18 protein-coding genes are annotated in these 22,084 nt (G+C 38.8%); 16 read left to right on the top strand and 2 right to left on the bottom strand.

All coding sequences use genetic code 11. The features are described from left to right. Positions 1-1,990, top strand: a 1,990-nt coding sequence (locus ACIQ0D_RS04805; RefSeq protein WP_395803428.1) for an Ig-like domain-containing protein, incomplete at its 5' end; no start/stop codon positions are given. 565 nt (positions 1,991-2,555) lie between these two features. Here the strand turns inward: ACIQ0D_RS04805 and ACIQ0D_RS04810 are convergent. Further along, the gene (locus tag ACIQ0D_RS04810) at positions 2,556-2,861 is read right to left on the bottom strand and encodes a hypothetical protein (protein ID WP_395803429.1); all 306 of its coding nucleotides are present in this window, start codon (positions 2,859-2,861) and stop codon (positions 2,556-2,558) included. Positions 2,862-3,025: 164 nt separating this feature from the next. Here ACIQ0D_RS04810 and mraZ point away from each other — a divergent pair, with 164 nt between their 5' ends. The 15 genes from mraZ to ACIQ0D_RS04885 all read left to right on the top strand — a co-directional run bounded on the left by mraZ (position 3,026) and on the right by ACIQ0D_RS04885 (position 20,700). Then, positions 3,026-3,493: a division/cell wall cluster transcriptional repressor MraZ gene (gene mraZ, locus ACIQ0D_RS04815; RefSeq protein WP_291399261.1), complete on the top strand. Its 468-nt coding sequence runs from the start codon at positions 3,026-3,028 to the stop codon at positions 3,491-3,493. Continuing rightward, the gene (rsmH, locus tag ACIQ0D_RS04820; RefSeq protein ID WP_395803430.1) at positions 3,486-4,403 is read left to right on the top strand and encodes a 16S rRNA (cytosine(1402)-N(4))-methyltransferase RsmH; all 918 of its coding nucleotides are present in this window, start codon (positions 3,486-3,488) and stop codon (positions 4,401-4,403) included. Before mraZ ends, rsmH begins: the two co-directional genes overlap by 8 nt. A gap of 3 nt (positions 4,404-4,406) precedes the next feature. Next, complete coding sequence (locus tag ACIQ0D_RS04825) at positions 4,407-4,826, top strand: FtsL-like putative cell division protein (RefSeq protein ID WP_395803431.1); 420 nt, start codon at positions 4,407-4,409, stop codon at positions 4,824-4,826. 34 nt (positions 4,827-4,860) lie between these two features. Further along, complete coding sequence (locus tag ACIQ0D_RS04830; RefSeq protein ID WP_395803432.1) at positions 4,861-6,963, top strand: penicillin-binding protein; 2,103 nt, start codon at positions 4,861-4,863, stop codon at positions 6,961-6,963. Next, a complete protein-coding gene (locus ACIQ0D_RS04835) occupies positions 6,963-8,423 on the top strand; it encodes a UDP-N-acetylmuramoyl-L-alanyl-D-glutamate--2,6-diaminopimelate ligase (RefSeq protein WP_395803433.1) in 1,461 nt (486 codons plus the stop codon). Before ACIQ0D_RS04830 ends, ACIQ0D_RS04835 begins: the two co-directional genes overlap by 1 nt. Next, on the top strand, positions 8,423-9,655 hold the full coding sequence (gene mraY / locus ACIQ0D_RS04840; protein ID WP_395803434.1) for a phospho-N-acetylmuramoyl-pentapeptide-transferase: 1,233 nt from the start codon (positions 8,423-8,425) through the stop codon (positions 9,653-9,655). Before ACIQ0D_RS04835 ends, mraY begins: the two co-directional genes overlap by 1 nt. Continuing rightward, positions 9,655-11,004, top strand: coding sequence for a UDP-N-acetylmuramoyl-L-alanine--D-glutamate ligase (gene murD, locus ACIQ0D_RS04845; RefSeq protein WP_395803435.1), 1,350 nt, complete (start codon positions 9,655-9,657; stop codon positions 11,002-11,004). The genes mraY and murD overlap by 1 nt, the downstream gene beginning before the upstream one ends. A 160-nt stretch (positions 11,005-11,164) precedes the next feature. Continuing rightward, the gene (locus tag ACIQ0D_RS04850; protein WP_395803436.1) at positions 11,165-12,328 is read left to right on the top strand and encodes an FtsW/RodA/SpoVE family cell cycle protein; all 1,164 of its coding nucleotides are present in this window, start codon (positions 11,165-11,167) and stop codon (positions 12,326-12,328) included. Between the two features lie 39 nt (positions 12,329-12,367). Further along, positions 12,368-13,465, top strand: a complete 1,098-nt coding sequence (murG, locus tag ACIQ0D_RS04855; protein WP_395803437.1) for an undecaprenyldiphospho-muramoylpentapeptide beta-N-acetylglucosaminyltransferase — start codon at positions 12,368-12,370, stop codon at positions 13,463-13,465. A gap of 7 nt (positions 13,466-13,472) precedes the next feature. Continuing rightward, the gene (gene murC, locus ACIQ0D_RS04860; protein WP_395803438.1) at positions 13,473-14,828 is read left to right on the top strand and encodes a UDP-N-acetylmuramate--L-alanine ligase; all 1,356 of its coding nucleotides are present in this window, start codon (positions 13,473-13,475) and stop codon (positions 14,826-14,828) included. Beyond that, entirely contained in the window at positions 14,821-15,681 is an 861-nt protein-coding gene (locus ACIQ0D_RS04865) for a cell division protein FtsQ/DivIB (protein WP_395803439.1), read from the top strand. The genes murC and ACIQ0D_RS04865 overlap by 8 nt, the downstream gene beginning before the upstream one ends. Positions 15,682-15,692: 11 nt before the next feature. Then, entirely contained in the window at positions 15,693-17,045 is a 1,353-nt protein-coding gene (ftsA, locus tag ACIQ0D_RS04870; protein WP_395803440.1) for a cell division protein FtsA, read from the top strand. A gap of 125 nt (positions 17,046-17,170) precedes the next feature. After that, on the top strand, positions 17,171-18,829 hold the full coding sequence (gene ftsZ, locus ACIQ0D_RS04875) for a cell division protein FtsZ (protein WP_395803441.1): 1,659 nt from the start codon (positions 17,171-17,173) through the stop codon (positions 18,827-18,829). 157 nt (positions 18,830-18,986) lie between these two features. After that, complete coding sequence (locus ACIQ0D_RS04880; protein ID WP_395803442.1) at positions 18,987-20,228, top strand: aminotransferase class I/II-fold pyridoxal phosphate-dependent enzyme; 1,242 nt, start codon at positions 18,987-18,989, stop codon at positions 20,226-20,228. Positions 20,229-20,502: 274 nt separating this feature from the next. Then, positions 20,503-20,700: a histone H1 gene (locus ACIQ0D_RS04885; RefSeq protein ID WP_291399275.1), complete on the top strand. Its 198-nt coding sequence runs from the start codon at positions 20,503-20,505 to the stop codon at positions 20,698-20,700. A gap of 834 nt (positions 20,701-21,534) precedes the next feature. Here ACIQ0D_RS04885 and ACIQ0D_RS04890 read toward each other — a convergent pair. Further along, positions 21,535-22,084 (bottom strand): dihydrodipicolinate synthase family protein (locus ACIQ0D_RS04890; RefSeq protein ID WP_395803443.1); only part of this gene is annotated, 550 nt, incomplete at its 5' end.

Here is a 22,084-nt window from a genome sequence, read left to right on the forward strand (position 1 = left end):
GAAGTCAGGTTTTGTAGGTACAGATGTATTCACTTATAAAGTGTGTGATAATGCCAATCCAGCAAATTGCTCAACAGCTGAGGTTGTGATTACTGTTATCCCTGAGGATGCAAAAGATGTGACTACTGCGGCAGATGATTATGCAGCAATGAGCGCTGATGCAAATGCTAAGGCCTCTTTAAAAGGAAATGTATTAAGTAATGATTTGAGCACAAACCCAGATGCAAAATTAACTGCAAGTCTCGTAACTGGCCCAACAGCTGCTCAAGGTACGCTCGTATTCAATGCAGATGGAAGCTATACATTTACTGTTGCATCGGGCTTCTCCGGACCAGTAGACGTGGTTTATACGGTATGTGATGATGCGAATCCAGCAAATTGCGCAACAGCCACACTTCATATTTTGGTTCAACCTAAAATAGTACCACCTATTATAAATGATTCATTTGATGTTGATGGTGACGGCGTGAACGATGATCAGGAAATAATTGATGGTACAGATCCGAATAATTCGTGTGATTATAAACTAACAAGTCAGGATTTAAATAAAGTAACCTCAAATTGGAGCGATACAGATTGTGATAAGGATGGTTTAACCAATGGGGAAGAGGTGTTTGGTATTGACAATCCGCTGACTAAGGCAAATCCAAAGGGAGTTAAAACAGATCTATTTAATCCAGATTCGGATGGCGATGGTGTGAATGATGGTCAAGAGGCCTTAGATGGTACCAATCCAAATGATAGTTGTAACTACAAGGAATCAAGTCAGGATCTTACCAAAGTAAGCACCGCTTGGAGCAATGGAGATTGTGATAGCGATGGATTAATGAATGGGGAAGAATTGACAGGACTTGATAATCCAAGTACCCCTGCTAATCCGAAAGGTATCAAAACTGATCCAAGAAATGCAGATTCAGATGGCGATGGTGTGAGCGATGCACAAGAAGCACTTGATGGTACTAATCCTATGGATACCTGCGATTACAAGACTGCAAGTCAGGATCTAAGTAAAGTTTCATTGGTTTGGAAAAATACGGATTGTGATCAGGATGGTTTAACCAATAGTGAAGAAGTACTTGGGACTGATAATCCGAGTACGCCAATAAATTCTAAAGGAATTTTAACTGATCCAAGAAATCCAGATTCAGATGGCGATGGCGTGAACGATGGTCAGGAGGCCATAGATGGTACGAATCCGAACGATGGCTGTAACTATAAAGTTTCTAGCCAGGTGGCTTCAAAAGTTAGCCTAGTATGGTCTAATTCTGATTGCGATAGCGATGGATTAACGAATGGTGAGGAATTGACGGGTATCGATAATCCTACCACACCAGCAAATCCAAAAGGTATTAAAACGAATCCATTGAACAAGGATAGCGACGGTGATGGGGTAAGCGATGCACAAGAAGCATTAGATGGTACGAATCCGAACGATTCTTGTTCATTCAAACTAGCAAGTCAGACATTAATCCCTAGTGCATCTTGGAGCAATGGAGATTGCGATGGCGATGGTGTGAGCAATAGCAAAGAAAAGTCTGATGCTACTAATCCATTAAATGGCTGCGAATTTAATGTCGCAAGCCGTGCATTAACTCCAAGTGATGCATGGAAAAATGGCGATTGCGATGGCGATGGATTGAAGAACGAGGTGGATGGAATTGAGGATTGTGATAAGGATGGTACACCAAACTTCTTAGATCCAAATACCTGTAACGTTGATATTGTAATGGCTAATGTGTTTACACCTAATGGAGATGGCATCAATGATGTGATTAAACCGATACTTATAGGAATAGATAAATTTGTCTGCTTCAAGGTTTACAACCGTTGGGGTAACTTAATCTTTGATACTACAGATCCTGACAAAGCTTGGGATGGATCGATTAAAGAATCAGGACAAGGAACAGAAACTTTCCAGTGGTTATCCGAGGGTTATGACCGTAATGGCAACTTGATTAGACGTTCTGGAATGGTGACTTTGGTGAGGTAATTAGTATTTAGTACTAAGTACTAATTACTAAGATATGAGAGATTAGACATTTGACCGAACACTAAGGTCCGATTTAATTGGATTAGTCTTTGTTTTTTATTCCTTGTTCTGATCGAGTGTCTATATCTTCATCAGATTGGCGACATCTGAATGTAAGAGGTCGTGTATTATCCGCTGGTTGAGGTTCTCGAAGCCATGTGTGAACAACAATTCCCTAACAAATGGATAAAACCATATACTTAGAGGACAGGTCGCGACCTGTCCTCTGATAAAAAATTCGCGACCTAGTCGCTATATAAAAAAGGTAAAGTCGTGATTTTCCTATGCTTGGTGTTTCCCACCGTAGCACACTCTTTCTTGCGTCTTTTACGTCTCTGAAAAAGTATTTTTCAATATTCCTGAGAATACGGTGATGGAACACCGAATAGGGTATTTTCTCTCGCAGATTTCGTTTTCTTTTGTTCCTGTTGGGCTGTAGTGACAGGTCGCGACATGTCCGTTTGTATGGTTAAGGTGGAAAACAACCAGCAAGAAATTGTCGGATTGGATTACTTTCACACGTTCTTCAAGAACCTGCCTTCAAGAACCTGGCTTCGATAACCTCAGCCACCGGATAACAGATGTCGCTAGCCTGATAACTGATAACTGACAACTCTTTTCCTGCCTTCAAGAACCTGGCTTCGATAACCTCAGCCACCGGATAACAGATGTCGCTAGCCTGATAACTGATAACTGACAACTCTTTTCCTGGCTTCAAGAACCTGGCTTCGAGAACCTCAGCCACCAGATAACAGATGTCGCTAGCCTGATAACTGATAACTGACAACTCTTTTCCTGCCTTCAAGAACCTCGCTTCGAGAACCTCAGCCACCGGATAACAGTTGTCGCTAGCCTGACAACCGACAACTGATAACCGACAACTGATAACCCAAAACTAACTCCAAAAAAACTGTGGAAAACTTTTTTGTGGGAGATAGTGGTAAAAAGTGGTAAGTTTTTTACTTTTACACTTGAATTAAAGAACAAAAAGAGAAAATGTCCCATTTCTTAGGAGAATTTGATTGTAAACTTGACGCTAAAGGGCGGATGATGATACCATCCAGCCTGAAAAAGCAGCTTCCAGAAGCTGAGCGTGAAGGCCTTGTGATCAATCGTGGCTTCGAGAAACATTTAGTGATCTATACTAAAAAGGAATGGGATTCAATCACTGAAGAGTTGAGCAAGCTCAATGCTTACGAAAAAAAGAGTCGTGATTTTATTCGCTACTTCACTCGTGGTGCAACCGAACTAAGTCTCGATTCTGCAAATCGTATTCTTTTTCCTAAAGCTTTAATGGAATATGCAGGTATCACCGGAGAGGTGGTTCTTTCTTGCGTACTCAATAAAATTGAAGTCTGGGCTAAAGATGCCTATGATAATCAACTAGATAGTGAACCTGAAAACTTTGCCAACCTTGCCGAAGAGGTGATGGGTAATACTGCAAGAAGGGGGGCAAATGACTGATTATCATAATCCCGTTATGCTGCAGGAATGTATCGAAGGTTTAAATATTAAACCAGATGGGGTTTATGTCGATGTAACTTTTGGCGGTGGTGGTCACTCTCGTGAAATATTAAAGAATTTAGGCCCGAAAGGCCGACTGATAGCCTTTGACCAGGATGCCGACGCACAAAAGAACTTGCCACAAGATGATCGACTAACTTTTATCGATCAAAATTTTAGATATCTAAAAAATAATTGCCGACTTCAAGGTGCTACCGCTGTAGATGGTATTCTTGCAGATTTAGGCGTTTCTTCACATCAATTTGATCAAGCTGAACGTGGCTTCTCTATTCGCTTTGATGCGGAACTGGATATGCGTATGGATCAAGCCGGACTACTCACTGCTAAAGAGGTGGTTAATACCTATAGTGAAGAACAACTACACCGCATTTTCGGAATTTATGGTGAGATAAAAAATGCAAAAACTTTAGCCAATACTCTCGTTACTCAGCGATTGAATAAGCCTATAAATACTGTTCAAGATTTAAAAACAGTCATCGCTAAATTAATCCCGAAGGGTAAAGAAAATAAATACTTAGCCCAAGTCTTTCAAGCGCTTCGAATTGAAGTAAACCAAGAACTAGAGGCTTTGAAAGAGTTTTTAGAGCAAACTGTTGATGTTTTAAAGCCTGAAGGTCGATTGGTTATTATGTCCTACCATTCGCTTGAAGATAGATTAGTAAAGAATTTTATTGCCAAAGGGAAATTCCATGGTGAGGTTGAAATAGATTTTTTTGGAAATCAAATCAAACCGCTCGAAAGTTTAACCCGCAAAGCAATTATTGCCTCTGATGAGGAAATAGTACAAAATAATCGCGCTAGAAGTGCGAAGTTGAGAATAGCAGTAAAGAAAAATTTATCTAAATCTTAATTTATGGCTAATCAGTTTAGAACGAATAAAGTAGAAGAAGAGATTGAACCAATAGCAAAGGTTGAGTCACCATCTAGCCAAGATGAAAAGGTAGAGATTCCTAAGAATTTCTTTACCCAATTATTTACTGAAGGTGTTATTTCTAAGCAAGCAGCTACCAGCTTCCTGCCATTCATCATCTTCATTGCTTTTTTAGGAATGATTTACATCGCTAATCGTCATTTCGCCGAAAAGAATATTCGCGACATTGATAAATTAAGCACCCAAGTAAAGGAACTAAGCTGGGATTTTAAAACATTGAAAGCTGATTTAATGCTTAAAAGCACGCAAACGGAAGTCGCTAAGGAGGTGGATACGCTCGGATTAAAAGAACCAAATGAACCGCCTTTGAAAATTATGCTTTCACAAGGGGAATTTGATTGAAATTATAAATACAAAAAAATAAATATCAAAAAAATTGAATATTAGAACCGACATATTAGTCCGCGTGTATTTAGCCTTTGGCCTAATCGTCTTATTGGCTATAGCGGTGCTTTATCAATTATTCTCTGTTCAAGTTGTTGAGGGTGCAAAATGGCGCGCCATGGCTAAAAAGTACTCTACAAAATTTGTTAATGTAGAAGCTGCTCGGGGGAATATATATTCAGTGGATGGTAGTCTGCTTGCTACTTCTGTTCCTGAATACGAAGTTCGTATAGATCTAATGGCTGGTGGTATCGAATCAGATAAAGTGTTTTTTGAAAAAGTAGATTCTCTAGCTGATAAAATGTCTTCTTTTTTTGGCGACAAATCTGCTAAGCAATATACTCGAATCTTAAGGGAAGGTCGCGCCGACAAATCTCGATATACCTTGCTAAAAAGAAATGTTACTCATCAACAATTAAAAGCTGTTCGTGAATTTCCAATATTTAATTTAGGTCGTTACAGGGGCGGTTTAATTGCTGTTTCTCAAAATAAACGCATTCTGCCTTTTCAATCTCTTGCCAAGCGCACAATAGGTTATAAGAACGATAACGTTCAGCCTGTGGGCTTAGAAGGAGCTTATAGCTCATTTATTGATGGCGAAAGTGGTCGCAGATTAATGCAGCGTATTGCTGGTGGTGTATATGTACCTGTAAACCAAGATGATGAAATTGCTCCTAAAGAGGGTGCCGATATTATATCTACTATCGATATCAATATGCAAGATGTGGCTCAAAGGGCCCTTAAAAATCAATTGATTGCCAGCGATGCCGACCATGGTTGTGTAATCCTAATGGAAGTGGCCACAGGCGAAATTCGTGCTGTTGCTAATTTTAGTAAAACACCTTCTGGTAATTATGAAGAGCAGTTTAACTATGCAATCGCCGCAAGTCAGGATCCTGGTTCAACCTTTAAACTTGCTTCATACCTTTCTCTTCTTGAAGATAATAAAGTGGATACCAATACCATGATCGCAACGGGTGATGGTACCTATCGTATTCCTGGTCATACTATTCGCGATTCGCATGGGGGCATCGGGACTGTCACAGTTAAAAAAGCCTTCGAAGAGTCCTCAAATGTGGCCATCGCCAAAATGATTAATGCAGCCTATCAAAATGATCAGGCTAAATTTTCTGAGAACCTATATAAATGGGGACTAAACAAAAAATTAATGTTGCAAATTCCTGGTGAAAGATCTCCAGTTATTAAAAATCCTAAAAATAGAAGCTGGAACAACAAACAATCGCTACCGCAAATGGCTTATGGCTATGAAATGGATATCACACCTCTGCAAATGCTCGCTTTTTATAATGCAGTTGCCAATGATGGTAAATACATCGCACCCATATTTGTTCGTGAAATACGCCGATTAGGCAATACCGTTGAGCAATTCAAAGCCCGTGTAATCAACGAAAAAATTGTTTCTGATCAAACCATTAGAAAAGCTCAAGCTCTGCTTGAAGGGGTAGTATTGGAGGGGACAGGTAAAGGTCTTGCTTCGCCTCTTTATCGTATCGCTGGAAAAACCGGTACCGCTCAAGTGGCAGATGCAAATAAAGGCTATAAGGCTGATAAAAAATATCAAGCTTCTTTTTGTGGCTATTTCCCAGCCGACAATCCTAAATATTCTTTAATCGTGGTGGTTAATAATCCGCGTAAAGGGACTTATTATGCTGCATCCGTTGCAGGACCAGTCTTTCGTGAGATTGCCGATAGAGTTTATACGAGCGATGTGAACATGTATAATTCGCTAAATGGACAAAAATTTGTAGCTAATTCAAAAATGCCTGAAGCTAAATTAGGTGAGAAAAAAGCAACTCAAAATGTGTTTAAAGCATTCGGAATTAAAGCTGCATTCGGCGGCGCTGGCGAATATGTGAAGACTGATTCTAACTCCGGTCTTGCCAATAAAAATATTCAAGTTATCGAAGGTTCTGTTCCTGATGTAAATGGGATGGGTTTGAAAGATGCATTGTTTGTGTTGGGTAACTCGGGACTGAAAACTCAAGTGCGTGGTAGCGGCAGGGTAGTAAGGCAGTCAATCACAGCTGGAACGCGTGTAAATAAAGGTGTACCCATCATTTTAGATCTACAATAATGAAGATTCTCAAGGATATATTGTACGGTGTGCCTTTAAATAAGGTTATAGGCTCAACTAGTCAGCAGGTAGAACATATTTGCTTCGACTCTAGAAAAGTGGTACAAGGGGCTTTATTTGTGGCAATTCGCGGGACTGAATCAGACGGGCATGCTTTTATAGATAAAGCCATCGATTTGGGTGCTACTTCAATTATCTGTGAAGAATATCCTTCTACTATTCGTCAAGAAATCAATTATTTCTTAGTTGAAAACTCGGCGAAAGCACTCGGAATTATCGCTGCTAATTTTTATGATAATCCTTCCTCTAAACTTAAATTGGTTGGTGTTACTGGTACCAATGGTAAAACTACTATCGCTACGCTACTTTTTCAATTGTTTAGAGATCTTGGCTTTAAAGTAGGATTGCTCTCAACCGTTCAAAATCAAATTAATGATTTGGTGATTCCTTCAACACATACAACTCCTAATCCTCTTGCAATCAACGCATTGCTAAATGATATGCTAATCTCTGGATGTGATTATTGTTTCATGGAGGTTAGCTCGCATGCAGTTGCTCAAGCTCGAATTGAAGGTCTCGATTTTGCTGGTGGCATTTTTACTAATCTTACGCATGATCACCTCGATTTTCATAAAACATTCGACTCTTATCTAAAGGCTAAAAAAGGCTTCTTCGACGGATTAAGCAATAAGGCTTTCGCATTAACCAATGTGGATGATAAAAATGGAATGGTGATGCTCCAAAATACTCGGGCGCATAAAAAAACTTACGGACTTAAAAACATTGCTGATTTTAAAGCTAAAATCATCGAAAATCATTTTAGCGGACTCCTACTTGATATTGATCAAGATGAGGTTTGGTTTAAAATGGTAGGTAGCTTCAATGCTTATAATTTATTAGCTGTTTATGCTACAGCACTCTTGTTAGAGCAAGATAAATTGAGAGTATTAACTTCTTTAAGTCGCTTAACCGGCGCTGAAGGTCGATTTGATTATATGATTTCTCCTGCTGGAATTATCGGTATTGTTGACTATGCTCATACGCCAGATGCAGTACAAAATGTGTTAAGTACCATCCAAGATATCCGCAAAGGGACCGAACAGCTTATAACTGTAATTGGTTGTGGTGGCGACCGCGATAAAACAAAACGCCCCCTAATGGCTCAAGTAGCTTGCGATTGGAGTGATAAAGTGATCCTAACTTCTGATAACCCTCGTTCTGAAGCTCCTGAGCAAATAATCAGGGAAATGGAAGTCGGCGTAATGCCTCACAATAAGAAAAAAGTGCTCTCAATCACCGATCGTAAAGAAGCTATTCGCACAGCATGCCATTTGGCAAAAGCTGGAGATATCATCGTGGTAGCGGGAAAAGGTCATGAAAAATATCAAGAAATCGCTGGTGTTAAACTTCCCTTCGATGATAAAGAAATACTAACTGAATTTTTAAATCTAGTAAGCTAATGTTATACTACCTATTTGCCTGGCTTGATAAGCAATATGATATTCCTGGAGCAGGATTGTTCCAGTTTATATCTTTCCGCACAAGCATGGCCGTCATCTTATCACTCCTGCTCACTACCGTGTATGGCGCGCGATTAATCAGGATTCTTCGTGCTAAACAAGTAGGCGAATCTGTTAGGAATTTAGGCCTTGAAGGGCAAATGCAAAAGCAAGGGACTCCCACAATGGGCGGACTCATTATTCTGCTAGGTATTTTAGTCCCAACACTTTTGTTTGCCCGTATCGATAATATCTACATCATCCTCATGCTCATCACCACCGTTTGGATGGGTGCAATTGGCTTCCTCGATGATTATATCAAAGTATTTAAAAAAGATAAGGAAGGTCTTGCCGGACGATTTAAGATTATGGGTCAGGTGGGATTGGCCTTAATCATCGGCTGGACCATGTATTTTCACCCAGATATTGTGGTAAGAGAGCCAATCACTGCTACTGCAAAGTTGGAGGCATCTATCGATAATCAAAATGCTTCAGCTAATTATAAAGATGTAAAATCTACACTTACCAATGTGCCTTTTTATAAAGATAATGAATTTGATTACGCTAAAGTTTTAACGGTTTTTGGTGATGATTATGGAAAATATTCTTTAGTGGTTTTTCTATTATTCGTCATTGTTATCGTTACCGCCGTGTCTAATGGGGCTAATTTAACTGATGGTATCGATGGACTAGCAACAGGTACTTCAGCAATTATTGGAATTACCTTAGCTATTCTAGCCTATGTTTCGGGAAATACCATTTTCGCGGATTACCTCAATATCATGTACATTCCTTACTCAGGTGAGCTGGTAATATTTGCCGGTGCCTTTGTGGGTGCTTGTGTGGGATTCTTATGGTATAACTCCTATCCTGCTCAAGTATTTATGGGCGATACAGGTAGCCTTGCCATTGGTGGTATCATCGCAGCTTTTGCCATCATGATTAGAAAGGAATTATTAATTCCTGTGTTATGTGGGGTGTTCTTAATCGAAAACCTCTCAGTAATCATGCAGGTGTCTTACTTTAAATATACGAAAAAGAAATTTGGTGAAGGACGTCGTATCTTTTTGATGTCGCCACTACACCATCACTATCAGAAAAAAGGTTATCACGAAGCTAAAATCGTGACCAGATTCTGGATTGTAGGTATCATCCTAGCTATTTTAACCATCGTCACCTTAAAACTAAGATAATGGGAGAAAAGAAATATATCGTTATTCTGGGTGCTGGCGAAAGTGGGGTAGGTGCTGCTTTGCTTGCTCAAAAGCAAGGTTTTGATGTCTTTGTCTCTGATTTTGGGCCAATCGCTGATGGGTATAAAAACGATTTAGTTCAAGCTAATATCGCTTTCGAAGAAAATGGTCATAATGAAGATCTTATTCTCTCAGCTAGCCAAGTGGTTAAAAGTCCGGGAATACCCGAAAAAGCGCCAATAATCAAAAAATTAATCGAAAAGAATATTCCTATTCTCTCCGAAATTGAATTTGCCGGTGCTTATACCCAAGCAAAAATGATTTGTATCACCGGCTCTAATGGTAAATCAACTACCACCTTGCTTACTTACCATATTCTTAAAAATGCAGGCCTCAATATTGGCCTTGCCGGGAATATCGGTAAGAGCTTCGCACGTCAGGTAGCATTCGAAAATTTTGATTTCTATGTATTGGAAATTAGCAGCTTCATGCTCGATAATATGTATCAGTTTAAAGCTGATATTGCGGTTTTACTGAATATTACGCCCGACCATTTAGATCGTTACGATTATAAAATGGAAAACTATTCGGACTCAAAGTTCAGAATTATCCAAAACCAGGGACCAGAAGATGTGTTTATCTACTGTGCCGATGATATGGAGACTCAAAAAGGTCTTTTAAAACATCAAGTCCATGCTCAAGCTTTTCCTTTTTCAATTGAAAAAATGCTTGAAAATGGCGCATTCCTTCAAAACGATCAGATCACTATAAAACTTCACCAAACGCAAGACTTATTTACTATGTCATTAAAAGATTTAGCTCTTCAGGGCAAGCACAACATCTACAATTCTATGGCTTCAGGAATAGTGGCAAAAGTTCTTGAATTAAGAAATGAAAGCATCCGCGAAAGCATGGGTAGCTTCACCAATATTGAGCATAGACTGGAGCATGTGGCGCGCATCTCGGGTATTGATTTTATCAACGACTCCAAAGCGACAAATGTGAACTCTACTTGGTATGCTCTTGAAAGCATGCCCTCCGATGTTGTTCTTATTCTTGGTGGAGTAGATAAAGGAAACGATTATAATATGCTTAAAGATCTTGTGAAGTCTAAAGTGAAAGCCATCGTTTGCCTTGGTAAAGATAATAAACGCATTCACGATGCCTTTGAAGATGATGTAGAAGTAATAATAAACACCTTCTCGGCCGAGGAAGCCGTGCAAATGGCCTACCACCTCGCTGCAAAAGGTGATACCGTACTTCTATCACCAGCCTGCGCCAGCTTCGACCTCTTCAAAAATTATGAAGACCGTGGCCAACAATTTAAAAAAGCCGTTAAAGAACTCTAATTAATACCGATAACTGATAACCTACAACTGATAACCGCCAACTGATAACTGATAACTGGCAACTGATAACCACCAACTGATAACTGACAACTGATAACCACCAACTGATAACCACCAACTGATAACTGACAACCGCCAACTGATAACTGACAACTGAACCATGGAAAGACTAATTAGCAAAACAAAAGGTGATCGCTGGATCTGGCTCATTGTAATCTTACTCTCAGTATGGTCGCTTTTAGCTGTTTACAGTGCCACAGGTACGCTTGCCTATAAAAAAGGTGTGGGTAGCGAGCAGTTTCTAATTAAACACCTAGTAATGATTGTGGGTGGTATTGCCCTCATGTATTTTTCTCACCTTCTTGATTATCGCTACTATGCAGGCATCAGCAAGGTTTTAATGGTGATAACCATTCCTTTGCTTTTTTATACGCTCGTTTTTGGTGCTAATGTGAATGAGGCTAGTCGCTGGGTAACTATTCCAATTATCAATCAAACATTCCAAACTTCCGATCTTGCTAAACTTGCCCTAATTACCTTTTTGGCAAGAAGCTTAAGCAAGAAACAAGAAAATATAAAAGATGTTAAAAAGGCCTTCATTCCAATTATGGGTGCCGTTTGTGGTGTCTTTGTACTAATTGCTCTGGCAAACCTTTCTACTGCTGTGATGTTATTTGGTGTAAGTATTCTTCTCCTTATCATCGGTAGAATTAGTATTAAACAAATTGCAGTAGTATGTCTTGCCGGCTTTGTTTTACTTGCCGCTGTGATGTTTCTCGGTCCACGACGAGAAACTTATTACTCTCGTCTCCAAACTTTTTGGAATCCTGAATCAGCAAGCTCCGATAAATCATTCCAAGCTGATCAAGCTAAAATTGCAATTGCTACGGGCGGACTATTCGGTAAAGGGCCAGGAAATAGTACGCAAAGAAATTATTTACCGCACCCTTACTCTGATTTTGTGTATGCACTTATTATTGAGGAGTATGGAATGGTGGGGGGCGTCGGACTAGTACTGCTTTACCTCGTCTTTCTGTATCGATGTGTGTTGATTGTGACACAGAGTCCCAAAGCCTTTGGCGCACTCCTCGCAGCAGGTTTGAGCTTTAGCTTAAGTATTCAAGCCTTTGGGAATATGGCAGTAGCGGTGGGCTTAGGCCCTGTAACGGGTGTGCCACTTCCTCTGGTAAGTATGGGTGGGACATCTATTTTGTTTACAAGCATCGCTTTCGGAATTATTCTAAGCGTGAGCAGAGATAATGATGAACGTAAAAAAGAAAAGGATGAAAAGGTTATTGTAGGTGAAATCCCAGCAATGGCTTAAATTTAATATACGAAAAATAAACGAGAATATCAAGAAAAAATGGCAAAAAGAGTGATCATAAGCGGAGGCGGGACTGGCGGGCATATTTTCCCGGCAATTGCCATTGCTAATGCCCTGAAAAAAATCGATCCCCAAACAGAGATCCTTTTTGTCGGTGCCAATGGTCGCATGGAAATGGAAAAAGTTCCTGCTGCTGGCTATAAAATTATTGGTTTAGATATCAGCGGTTTTCAGCGTTCTTCTCTGCTTAAAAATGTATTCCTACCATTCAAGGTTTTAAAAAGTGTACTCAAAGCAAGAGCAATTATTAAAGATTTTAAACCTGATGCGGCTGTGGGAGTGGGTGGCTATGCCTCCGGACCATTATTATACGCTGCTTCTCAAATGAATATTCCTTATCTTATTCAGGAGCAAAATTCGTATGCCGGAATTACAAATAAATGGCTTGGGAAAAATGCAAAATTAATTTGCGTAGCATTCGAGGGAATGGAAAAATTCTTCCCGAAAGCTAAGATTTTACTCACCGGAAATCCTATCCGCAAGGAAGTAGTAGATATTGAAAATAAACGTTTTGAAGCAGCAGAGCTTTTAAGTCTCTCGCCTCATAAAAAAACAATTCTAATAACCGGTGGTAGCCTCGGCTCTGCTACGCTCAATAAAAGCGTGCTTGCCGCAATTGATAAAATTATTGCCGCCGATGTGCAAATTATCTGGCAAACTGGAAAATATTATTTCCAATCAATCAACGAACAACTAAAAGGGAAGGAGCATCCAAATTTAAAGGTTCTTGAATTTTTACATCGTATGGATTTGGCCTATGCAGCGTGCGATCTCGTAATTTCTAGAGCCGGTGCTGGTACAATAGCGGAATTATGTGCCGTGAAAAAACCAACAATCCTTGTCCCTTCGCCAAATGTTGCCGAAGATCATCAAACAAAAAATGCAATGGCGCTAGTTGAGAAAAATGCAGCTCTATTAGTTTCAGATGCTACGGCAGAACACGAATTGATTGATGTTGCACTGCTTTTAATCAATAACAAAGAAAAATGTAAAGAATTGGCAAATCAGATAGGTAAAATGGAACTGCCTCATTCTGACGAAATTATAGCAAAAGAAGTATTCAAATTAGCTAAATAGAAAAACTATGGAACTGGAGAATATACAAAGGGTGTTTTTAATTGGTATTGGGGGTATAGGCATGAGCGGACTAGCACGTTATTTTAAAAAACGTGGCTGTGTGGTTTGTGGTTATGATAAAACAGGCACCCCTCTTACAGAGTCTTTAATGAATGAAGGTATTCCTGTTGTTTTTATGGATGATGAGGATAGTATCCAAGTAAGTTTCCTCGAAAATGATGCCAATACGCTAATCATTTACACTCCTGCGATTCCTTCAGATTCTAAAATATTGAATTTCTTCAAAGAGGGTGGATTTACGATGAAGAAACGTTCGGAAGTGCTCGGAATTATTAGTAAAGGGATGTTTACCATCGCTATTGCCGGTACTCACGGAAAAACTACAACATCCAGCATCGTAGCGCACGTACTTAAAGATTCGGGATATGATTGCTCTGCTTTTCTTGGTGGGATTGCTACAAACTATAATTCAAATGTACTATTCGGCGATAACAATACCATGGTGGTTGAAGCGGATGAGTATGATCGCTCTTTCTTAACACTGCACCCTGATATTGCTATCGTTACTTCTATGGATGCCGATCACCTCGATATTTATGGGGATAAATCGCATCTCGTTGATTCTTTTAAGCAGTTTACTGCTCAACTGAAAGAGGGTGGACGGTTAATCTATAGGCAAGGTCTTGATCTTAGCAATGGTAAAACTTATTCTGCCAATGTGGTTGCTGATATTCAGGCGGTTAATGTGCGAATTAAAGATGGTAGCTTCTTCTTCGATTTTAAAAATGCAAATGGAATAATCGAAAATATTCAATTAGGCTTACCAGGTTTACATAATATTGAAAATGCCGTTGCAGCCATTGAAGTGGCACTTCATCTGGGAATTTCAGCAGATAAAATTCGTAATGCTCTGGCAAATTTCCTAGGTGTAAAACGTCGCTTTGAATATGTGGTGAAATCGCCTGAGCATATTTATATCGACGATTATGCACATCATCCTGAAGAATTAAGGGCTTGTATTCAGGCAGTGAAAAGCTTGTACCCTAATAAAAAGCTAATGGCAATTTTTCAACCGCACTTGTTTACTCGGACTAGAGATTTTGCTGATGGATTTGCAGAAGTACTTGGAATGATTGATGATTTAATTATGCTTGATATATACCCAGCTAGAGAGCTTCCTATTGAAGGGGTTAATTCAGCAATGATTCTCAATAAGATCAATAATCCTAAAAAACAGATTCTAAGCAAGCAAGATGCCATTGAATATGTGCGTGCTAATAAACCTGAATTGCTACTCACTGTAGGTGCTGGAGATATCGATACTTTAATTCAACCTTTAAAAACAATATTCCAAAATGTTTAAAAATATTAACTGGAAGGATATTTTAATAGCTTTTACTTGGCTTGTGAGCCTCTCGGGACTTGTCTTATTGATGAGTTTTATTGAGGTGAAAAAGGGAAGTCAGAAGTGTAAGGATTTAAAAGTTATCCTTCCAGGAAGAAATAATTTTATTGAGCGTAATGAGGTCGATAGAATCCTCATGGAGGCTGGGGGCACTCTCATTGGTAGAGATCTCAGAGATATAAATATTCACAAATTGGAGAACTCCCTTAAAATTAATCCTTTTATTGAGTTTGCTAAGGTTTATGTAGATATGGATGGTGTCATTCATGCTGAAGTCAGACAAAGACAGCCTATTTTAAGATTAATTAATAGAGCAAATGTTCAATTTTATATTGATGAAAATGGCTTAAAAATGCCTCTTTCAGAGAATTTTACTGCGAATGTATTGGTGGCTAACGGATTAATTGACGAAGATTTTTCTGGTAAAGTGGATACTCTGAGTACTAAACTGGCTAAAGATCTCTTCCGAATGGCTCAATTTATAAAAGCAGATACAATTTGGGATAGTCAAATAGAACAACTCTATGTAGATGTTAAAGGAGATATTGAGATGGTGCCAAGGGTAGGTAATCATAAAATTATTTTAGGTGATGCGGATTCATTGCAAAGCAAGTTTAAAAACCTACTTGTTTTTTATAAGAAAGCTATCCCTAAAGTGGGATGGGATACGTACAACACCATCAACCTGAAATTTGCTAATCAGGTTGTATGTTCTAAAAGCAACCTTAATGCAAGTAAATTAATTGTAGATAGCATTCCAAACACTGTTGATAGTACAGTGGTTTTAAATAAAGAATTAACAAAAAATTAAATATAAACCCTATGGATCAAATTAACTCAGCTTCAGCTAAAAATTCACCAATTGTTGTCGGTCTGGATATCGGTACAACTAAAATCTGCGTTACCGTTGGTCGTAGAAGCGAACATGGTAAAATTGAAATTTTGGGTATGGGTAAAGCCGAATCGGCCGGAGTAACCCGTGGCGTGGTTTCCAATATCCAGAAAACTGTTCAAGCGATCATGCAAGCAGTTGAAGAAGCCAGTGCACAATCAAATGTTGACATTAAAATTGTTAATGTTGGTATCGCTGGGCAACACATCAAAAGTTTGCAACACCGTGGTATATTGACTCGTAAAGAGCTTAATACCGAGATTCAGCGTAAGGATATCGATAAGCTAATCGAAGACATGTACAAATTACTGATGCCTCCAGGTGAAGAAATTATTCATGTTTTACCGCAGGAATTTACTGTGGATAATGAGCCTGGTATCAAAGATCCAATTGGTATGTCTGGTGTTCGTCTTGAAGCTAATTTCCATATTATCTCTGGTCACGTAAGTGCTGTGAAAAACATTTTAAAATGTGTAAATAATGCAGACCTTGAGACTCATGAGCTTATTCTTGAGCCGCTTGCCTCTTCCGAATCAGTCTTAAGTGATGAAGAGAAGGAAGCTGGTGTTGTTTTAGTGGATATTGGTGGTGGTACTACTGATGTGGCTATCTTCCATGAAGGTATTATTCGTCATACCGCCGTAATTCCTTTTGGTGGAAATAGCGTTACCGAAGATATTCGTGAAGGTTGCTCAGTAATGCGTAATCAAGCGGAACTACTTAAAACTCGATTCGGTTCTGCTCTAGCCGATGAAAATAAAGAGAATGAAATTATTTGCGTTCCAGGATTAAGAGGTAGAGATCCTAAAGAAATCTCAGTTAAAAACCTTGCTTATGTAATCCAGGCACGTATGGAAGAGATTATCGAACACGTGTACTATGAGATTAAGTCTTCAGGTTATGAGAAGAAATTAATTGCTGGTGTGGTAATTACTGGTGGTGGTGCACAGTTAAAACATCTTCCTCAATTGGTTGAATTTGTGACTGGCTTAGATAGTCGTATTGGATATCCTAATGAGCACCTCGCTAAAAATGATGTGCTTCCAAAGTCTGTTTATGAAGAATTGAAAAGCCCAATGTACGCCACAGGTATTGGTCTGCTAATTAAAGGTATTCAAAAAGCTGAACTACAGGAAGATTTTACTTCGAGTATAAGTACCTCTGATGAGAAAGTAGCCTCTCCTATGAAAGAGAAAAAGGCACTAGGAATGTTCGGTTGGATATTGGAGTCGGGCGCAAAATTCATTAAGGATGATATCAAAGACGAGGATTATGTTCGTTAATTATCCACAATCATTGAGTTTCCCACATTTTAACAAATGTGGATAAGTAATGTGGATAAATAACTATAATTACGTGTCAAAATTTTAGAGAACTATATAATTCTAATCAACTGATAATTAAGTATATGCAGTTTGAAATGTTAAAGGAAAAGTCATCAATCATTAAGGTAATTGGTGTTGGTGGCGGCGGCGGAAATGCTGTAAATCATATGTACCGTCAAGGAATAACTGGTGTTGATTTTATTATTTGTAATACTGACGCGCAAGCCCTTGAATTAAGTCCGATACCTAACAAGGTTCAACTCGGCGCCAGCTTGACCGAAGGGATGGGAGCAGGCTCTATCCCTGAAGTGGGAAAGAACTCAGCCATCGAAAATATTGACGACATCAAAAGGATGTTAGGTCCAAATACCAAAATGCTTTTTATTACCGCAGGAATGGGTGGTGGTACCGGAACCGGTGCTAGCCCTATAATCGCAAAAGCAGCTAAAGAAATGGGTATTCTTACCGTAGGTATTATTACCACTCCTTTTTCTTTTGAAGGTAAACGCAGAAAAACTCAAGCTGAAGAGGGTTTAGAGGAGTTTAAAAAACAAGTTGATTCGTACTTAGTGATTTCTAATGATCGCCTACGTGAAATATTTGGAAATTTAACGCTAGGCTCTGCATTTGCTCAAGCAGATAATATTTTAACAACTGCAGCCAAGGGGATTGCAGAAATTATTACCATTCCTGGTTATATAAACGTCGATTTTAAAGATGTGCGTACCGTAATGCAAGAAAGCGGTGTGGCCATCATGGGTAGTTTTGCTGCCGAAGGTGAAAATCGTGCGCTAAGAGCGGTTGAAGGTGCTTTAGCATCGCCATTATTGAAAGATAATGAAATTGAAGGTGCTCGTTATATCCTTTTAAATATTAGTTCTGGTGATAAAGAGGTTACCATGGACGAGGTGACTGTTATCACTGATTTTATCCAACAAGAAGCTGGCTTAGCTGCCGATTTAATTTGGGGTAATTGTAGTGATCAAGGCCTTGGTGAAAAAATCTCTGTTACCATTATTGCAACCGGCTTCCAAACCATGGAAGAGCGTGAAGTTGAAAAAAGTCAGGTGCGTAAAGTATCTCTCTTAACTCCTGAACAAGCTCCTTTAGTGAAGCCAGTTCAATCAAATAACTTTATTCAAGAGAAAAAGGAAGAGCTTACTGAAGAAATTAATGAGCCTGTACTTAAATTAAATCAAGATAGTCAGGTAGATCTTTTTGCAGGTTATTTCCATAGCACTCCTAAAGTTGAAGAGCTTATAGTTCCTAATCCAGATCTTATTAGACATGAACTAGAGGAGGATACTCCAATGGATATTAGTCCGCTTGAGACTAGTTTTGAGTTTGAAATCAAAACAGAAGTATTTACTCAAGATGAACCTGAAATTCAGGAAGTTGAATTTATTCAAGAGGAAACAGTGTTCCAACTTCAAGAAGATGTTGAAGAAGCAACAATCGCTTGGGAAAATCCTGACGAAAATAAAACTGATGATTCTATCGAAGAACAATTACGTAAATCGAAAGAAAGAATTCTACGCCTTAAAGATCTAAGTATGAAGCTTCGTACAAGTAATGGATTGCAGGAACTAGAAAATGAACCTGCTTACAAACGCAAGCAAATGTCATTGCATGATGTGCCCCATTCTTCAGAGTCTGAAGTTTCACGTTTTACTTTAAGTAATGATGAAGGCATTACCGAAATTAGACCGAATAATTCTTTTTTACATGATAATGTAGACTAAAAGAAATGAAGTTTATATTAAAAGGCTTTTATTTGAATAATAAAGGCCTTTTTTGTTTAAACATTTTAATTTATATATTCCAATTTAGCTTTTGATTTTCAGCTTGCTATACCTTAACTTTGCGCCAAATATCCGTTAACTATAAAAATTATATACATTGGATTTATTTGATAAAATTTCGAAAAATATGGGACCCCTGGGCCAGCACCAGAAAATGGCTCATGGTTATTTCTCCTTTCCTAAACTGGAGGGTGAAATAGCTCCACATATGATGTTCAGAGGTAAAGAACACCTGGTTTGGAGTCTTAATAATTACCTCGGACTAGCAAATCATCCGGAAGTTCGTAAAGCTGATATCGAAGGTGCTCAAGAATATGGCCTAGCTTACCCTATGGGTGCTCGTATGATGTCAGGTAACTCTAATCATCATGAAGCCCTTGAAAGAGAGCTTGCCGAATTTGTTGGTAAACAAGATGCATTTCTGTTAAACTTTGGTTATCAGGGTATTATGTCGGCAATTGATGCAATCGTAGATAGACACGACGTAATCGTTTACGATGCTGAATCTCACGCTTGTATCATTGATGGTGTTCGTTTACACCAAGGTAAACGCTTTGTTTATTCTCATAATGATATGGTGAGTTTAGAAAAGCAATTAGAAAGAGCTACTAGATGGGTTGAAAATACAGGCGGAGCAATTTTAGTAATTACTGAAGGTGTATTCGGTATGTCGGGCGCGCAAGGTAAATTAAAAGAGGTTGTTGACCTTAAAAGTAAATTTAGCTTCCGTCTCCTAATTGATGATGCACATGGTTTTGGTACCATGGGCGCTACAGGGGCTGGTACGCATGAAGCACAAAATTGTATCGATGGTGTTGATATTTATTTCGGAACTTTCGCCAAATCTATGGCCGGAATCGGTGCTTTTATTGCCGCAACTGAAGAAATTACAAATTATTTCCGCTATAATATGCGCTCCCAAATTTTTGCTAAATCCTTACCTATGCCAATGGTTGTTGGTCTGCGTAAACGATTAGAATTATTGAAGAGCCAACCTGAAATGAGAGAAAAGCTTTGGTTTATCGCTAAAACTCTTCAATCGGGACTTAAAGAAAGAGGTTTTGATATCGGTGTAACTGATACTATGGTAACTCCTGTATTCCTTCAAGGTGAACTCCAAGAGGCTACAGCAATCACGATGGACCTAAGAGAGAATTACGGTATTTTCTGTTCTATCGTAGTTTACCCGGTTATCCCTAAAGGTTTAATCATGCTTCGCTTAATTCCTACGGCACTTCATACCATTGAAGACGTAAATCGCACTTTAGATGCTTATAGCGAACTCGCTGAAAAACTTAAAAAAGGACACTACAAGGAAAAAGCAGCATTAAATGCCTAAATAATTTACAAGTAGTAATACTCATTTTTTAATTTTTTTTAAATGCCCTCAGACTAATTCTGAGGGTATTTTTATTTATAATTAATATATAAATCCTTGATTTACAGGCGTTTAATTGCTGAAATTTTTCTTTATATAACGCTGTTTTTAATAAATGCTTGTTTAAACTCCATAAGCGCATTATTTTATTTTTTCATTTTTGCTTTTTTTATAAAAAATCCTTTTAAATTAGATTTAAGTAACATTACTAACCTTAAACTAAAAGAGTAAAAAAATGAAAAAATTCACCGAAGCAAAAAATTTATTTGCGTCTCTAGAAGCAGATGCTGACAAGTTCTACACTAAAGGTAACAGCGCAGCTGGAACTCGTGTAAGAAAAGGCATGCAAGATCTAAAAAACCTAGCTCAAGCTATTCGTCTTGAAGTTCAGGACATGAAGAATAAAGAAGCAGCGAAAGCAGCTAAGAAATAATAAATTCTTCTTAAAAAAGAAGGCCCGTTCATTAGAGCGGGCCTTCTTTATTTTAAAGCATTGTTGTCCGGTTAAAAAATTAAAATAATACTCTTTCTTTTGAAGGCCAAAAGAAACAAAATCCTATTTTTTCCACCAAGGCAGCTGGCTCAATCCCACCACACACAAAAGCCAAAAGCGCACGGGCTTCGTTTTACGGAAGGGTAAAACAATGCCCCTTCCAAACGCGCAAGGCCCTCTTTCGCCTTTTGTTTTACAGCTGCTGGGGAAAAAGCATAACGCCTAAACCGAGGTACGTTTGATATAAATTTATTATAGGATGAGATCTCTCTATGCCACACGTTTATTTTAAATAACACGCATAGACTGGCATGTTCGAGATGACGCTGTGGTGAATTGACGTTAGACCGTCATTTCGAACACTCAGGTAGAATCGTGAATCTAAATAAGAGCGTGATGAGTGGAGAAATCTCATTCGGAAAAAAAACCATTATTTAGCAGGATTGCCAGCACTGTCCTAACCCTACCTCTCTTCCGTCTTGGCTGGTGCGGCAATGATTTACACTGCCTAACCACTGCCTTTCATAGCATCAGACGCAGCGGTGGCTTTTATTCGAATTTGTTTATTGTTTTTTAAAGGCTCTCATGGTCTCGGCGAAGAGCCTCGGCTTGGTCCTTTTCAGCTATAGGAAAAGAAAAAATCAACCTTTCATATTATTAGACGCAGCACTGGAATTTTGCTAATTTTTGCTACAGGAAATTAGAGAGAATAATCATGAGTTAATAATTTGATCTTTTATCTTGAAATCTCAATTTCTCCAAACACTAGTGATTTTAAATAGCTTTTAAAAGCTCTAACTGAGCTCGTAGCTGCTCTTCAGTACTTTTACTGACATTTACCAACGGAAGGCGCATCGTGTCTCCACAGAGCCCCAATTGCTTCATAGCCGATTTTATACCTCCTGGATTACCTTCAGCAAAACATAATGCTGTAATCTCTGTCAAACTGTGGTGCAAAGGCTGTGCCTCTATAAACTTCCCATCCAAACACATTCTTACCATCGTTGAAAATATCCCCGGAAGGGCATTTCCTATCACTGATATTACTCCGGCAGCTCCCATCGCAATTAAAGGCAAGGTAATAGGATCATCTCCCGATAAAAACAAGAAATCGGCTGGTTTATCCTTTATAATTTTATTGAATTGATCAAAATTTCCTGAAGCTTCCTTCATGGCAATAATATTCTTGAAATCATGCGCCAAACGAAGTGTAGTGTCAGCGGTCATATTTACTCCCGTTCTACCCGGAACGTTATATAAAATGATCGGTAAAATGCTTTCTTCCGCTATCGCCTTGTAATGTTGGTATATTCCTTCTTGTGTA

The sequence above is a fragment of the Daejeonella sp. genome (assembly GCF_044342615.1).
In the GTDB taxonomy this organism is placed as follows: domain Bacteria; phylum Bacteroidota; class Bacteroidia; order Sphingobacteriales; family Sphingobacteriaceae; genus Daejeonella.

What these genes read in the sequence shown, in the direction of transcription:
- mraZ (WP_291399261.1), top strand. Translation starts at nt 3,026, where the DNA reads ATGTCCCATTTCTTAGGAGAATTTGATTGTAAACTTGACGCTAAAGGG.
- rsmH (WP_395803430.1), top strand. Translation starts at nt 3,486, where the DNA reads ATGACTGATTATCATAATCCCGTTATGCTGCAGGAATGTATCGAAGGT.
- ACIQ0D_RS04825 (WP_395803431.1), top strand. Translation starts at nt 4,407, where the DNA reads ATGGCTAATCAGTTTAGAACGAATAAAGTAGAAGAAGAGATTGAACCA.
- ACIQ0D_RS04835 (WP_395803433.1), top strand. Translation starts at nt 6,963, where the DNA reads ATGAAGATTCTCAAGGATATATTGTACGGTGTGCCTTTAAATAAGGTT.
- mraY (WP_395803434.1), top strand. Translation starts at nt 8,423, where the DNA reads ATGTTATACTACCTATTTGCCTGGCTTGATAAGCAATATGATATTCCT.
- murD (WP_395803435.1), top strand. Translation starts at nt 9,655, where the DNA reads ATGGGAGAAAAGAAATATATCGTTATTCTGGGTGCTGGCGAAAGTGGG.
- ACIQ0D_RS04850 (WP_395803436.1), top strand. Translation starts at nt 11,165, where the DNA reads ATGGAAAGACTAATTAGCAAAACAAAAGGTGATCGCTGGATCTGGCTC.
- murG (WP_395803437.1), top strand. Translation starts at nt 12,368, where the DNA reads ATGGCAAAAAGAGTGATCATAAGCGGAGGCGGGACTGGCGGGCATATT.
- murC (WP_395803438.1), top strand. Translation starts at nt 13,473, where the DNA reads ATGGAACTGGAGAATATACAAAGGGTGTTTTTAATTGGTATTGGGGGT.
- ACIQ0D_RS04865 (WP_395803439.1), top strand. Translation starts at nt 14,821, where the DNA reads ATGTTTAAAAATATTAACTGGAAGGATATTTTAATAGCTTTTACTTGG.
- ftsA (WP_395803440.1), top strand. Translation starts at nt 15,693, where the DNA reads ATGGATCAAATTAACTCAGCTTCAGCTAAAAATTCACCAATTGTTGTC.
- ftsZ (WP_395803441.1), top strand. Translation starts at nt 17,171, where the DNA reads ATGCAGTTTGAAATGTTAAAGGAAAAGTCATCAATCATTAAGGTAATT.
- ACIQ0D_RS04885 (WP_291399275.1), top strand. Translation starts at nt 20,503, where the DNA reads ATGAAAAAATTCACCGAAGCAAAAAATTTATTTGCGTCTCTAGAAGCA.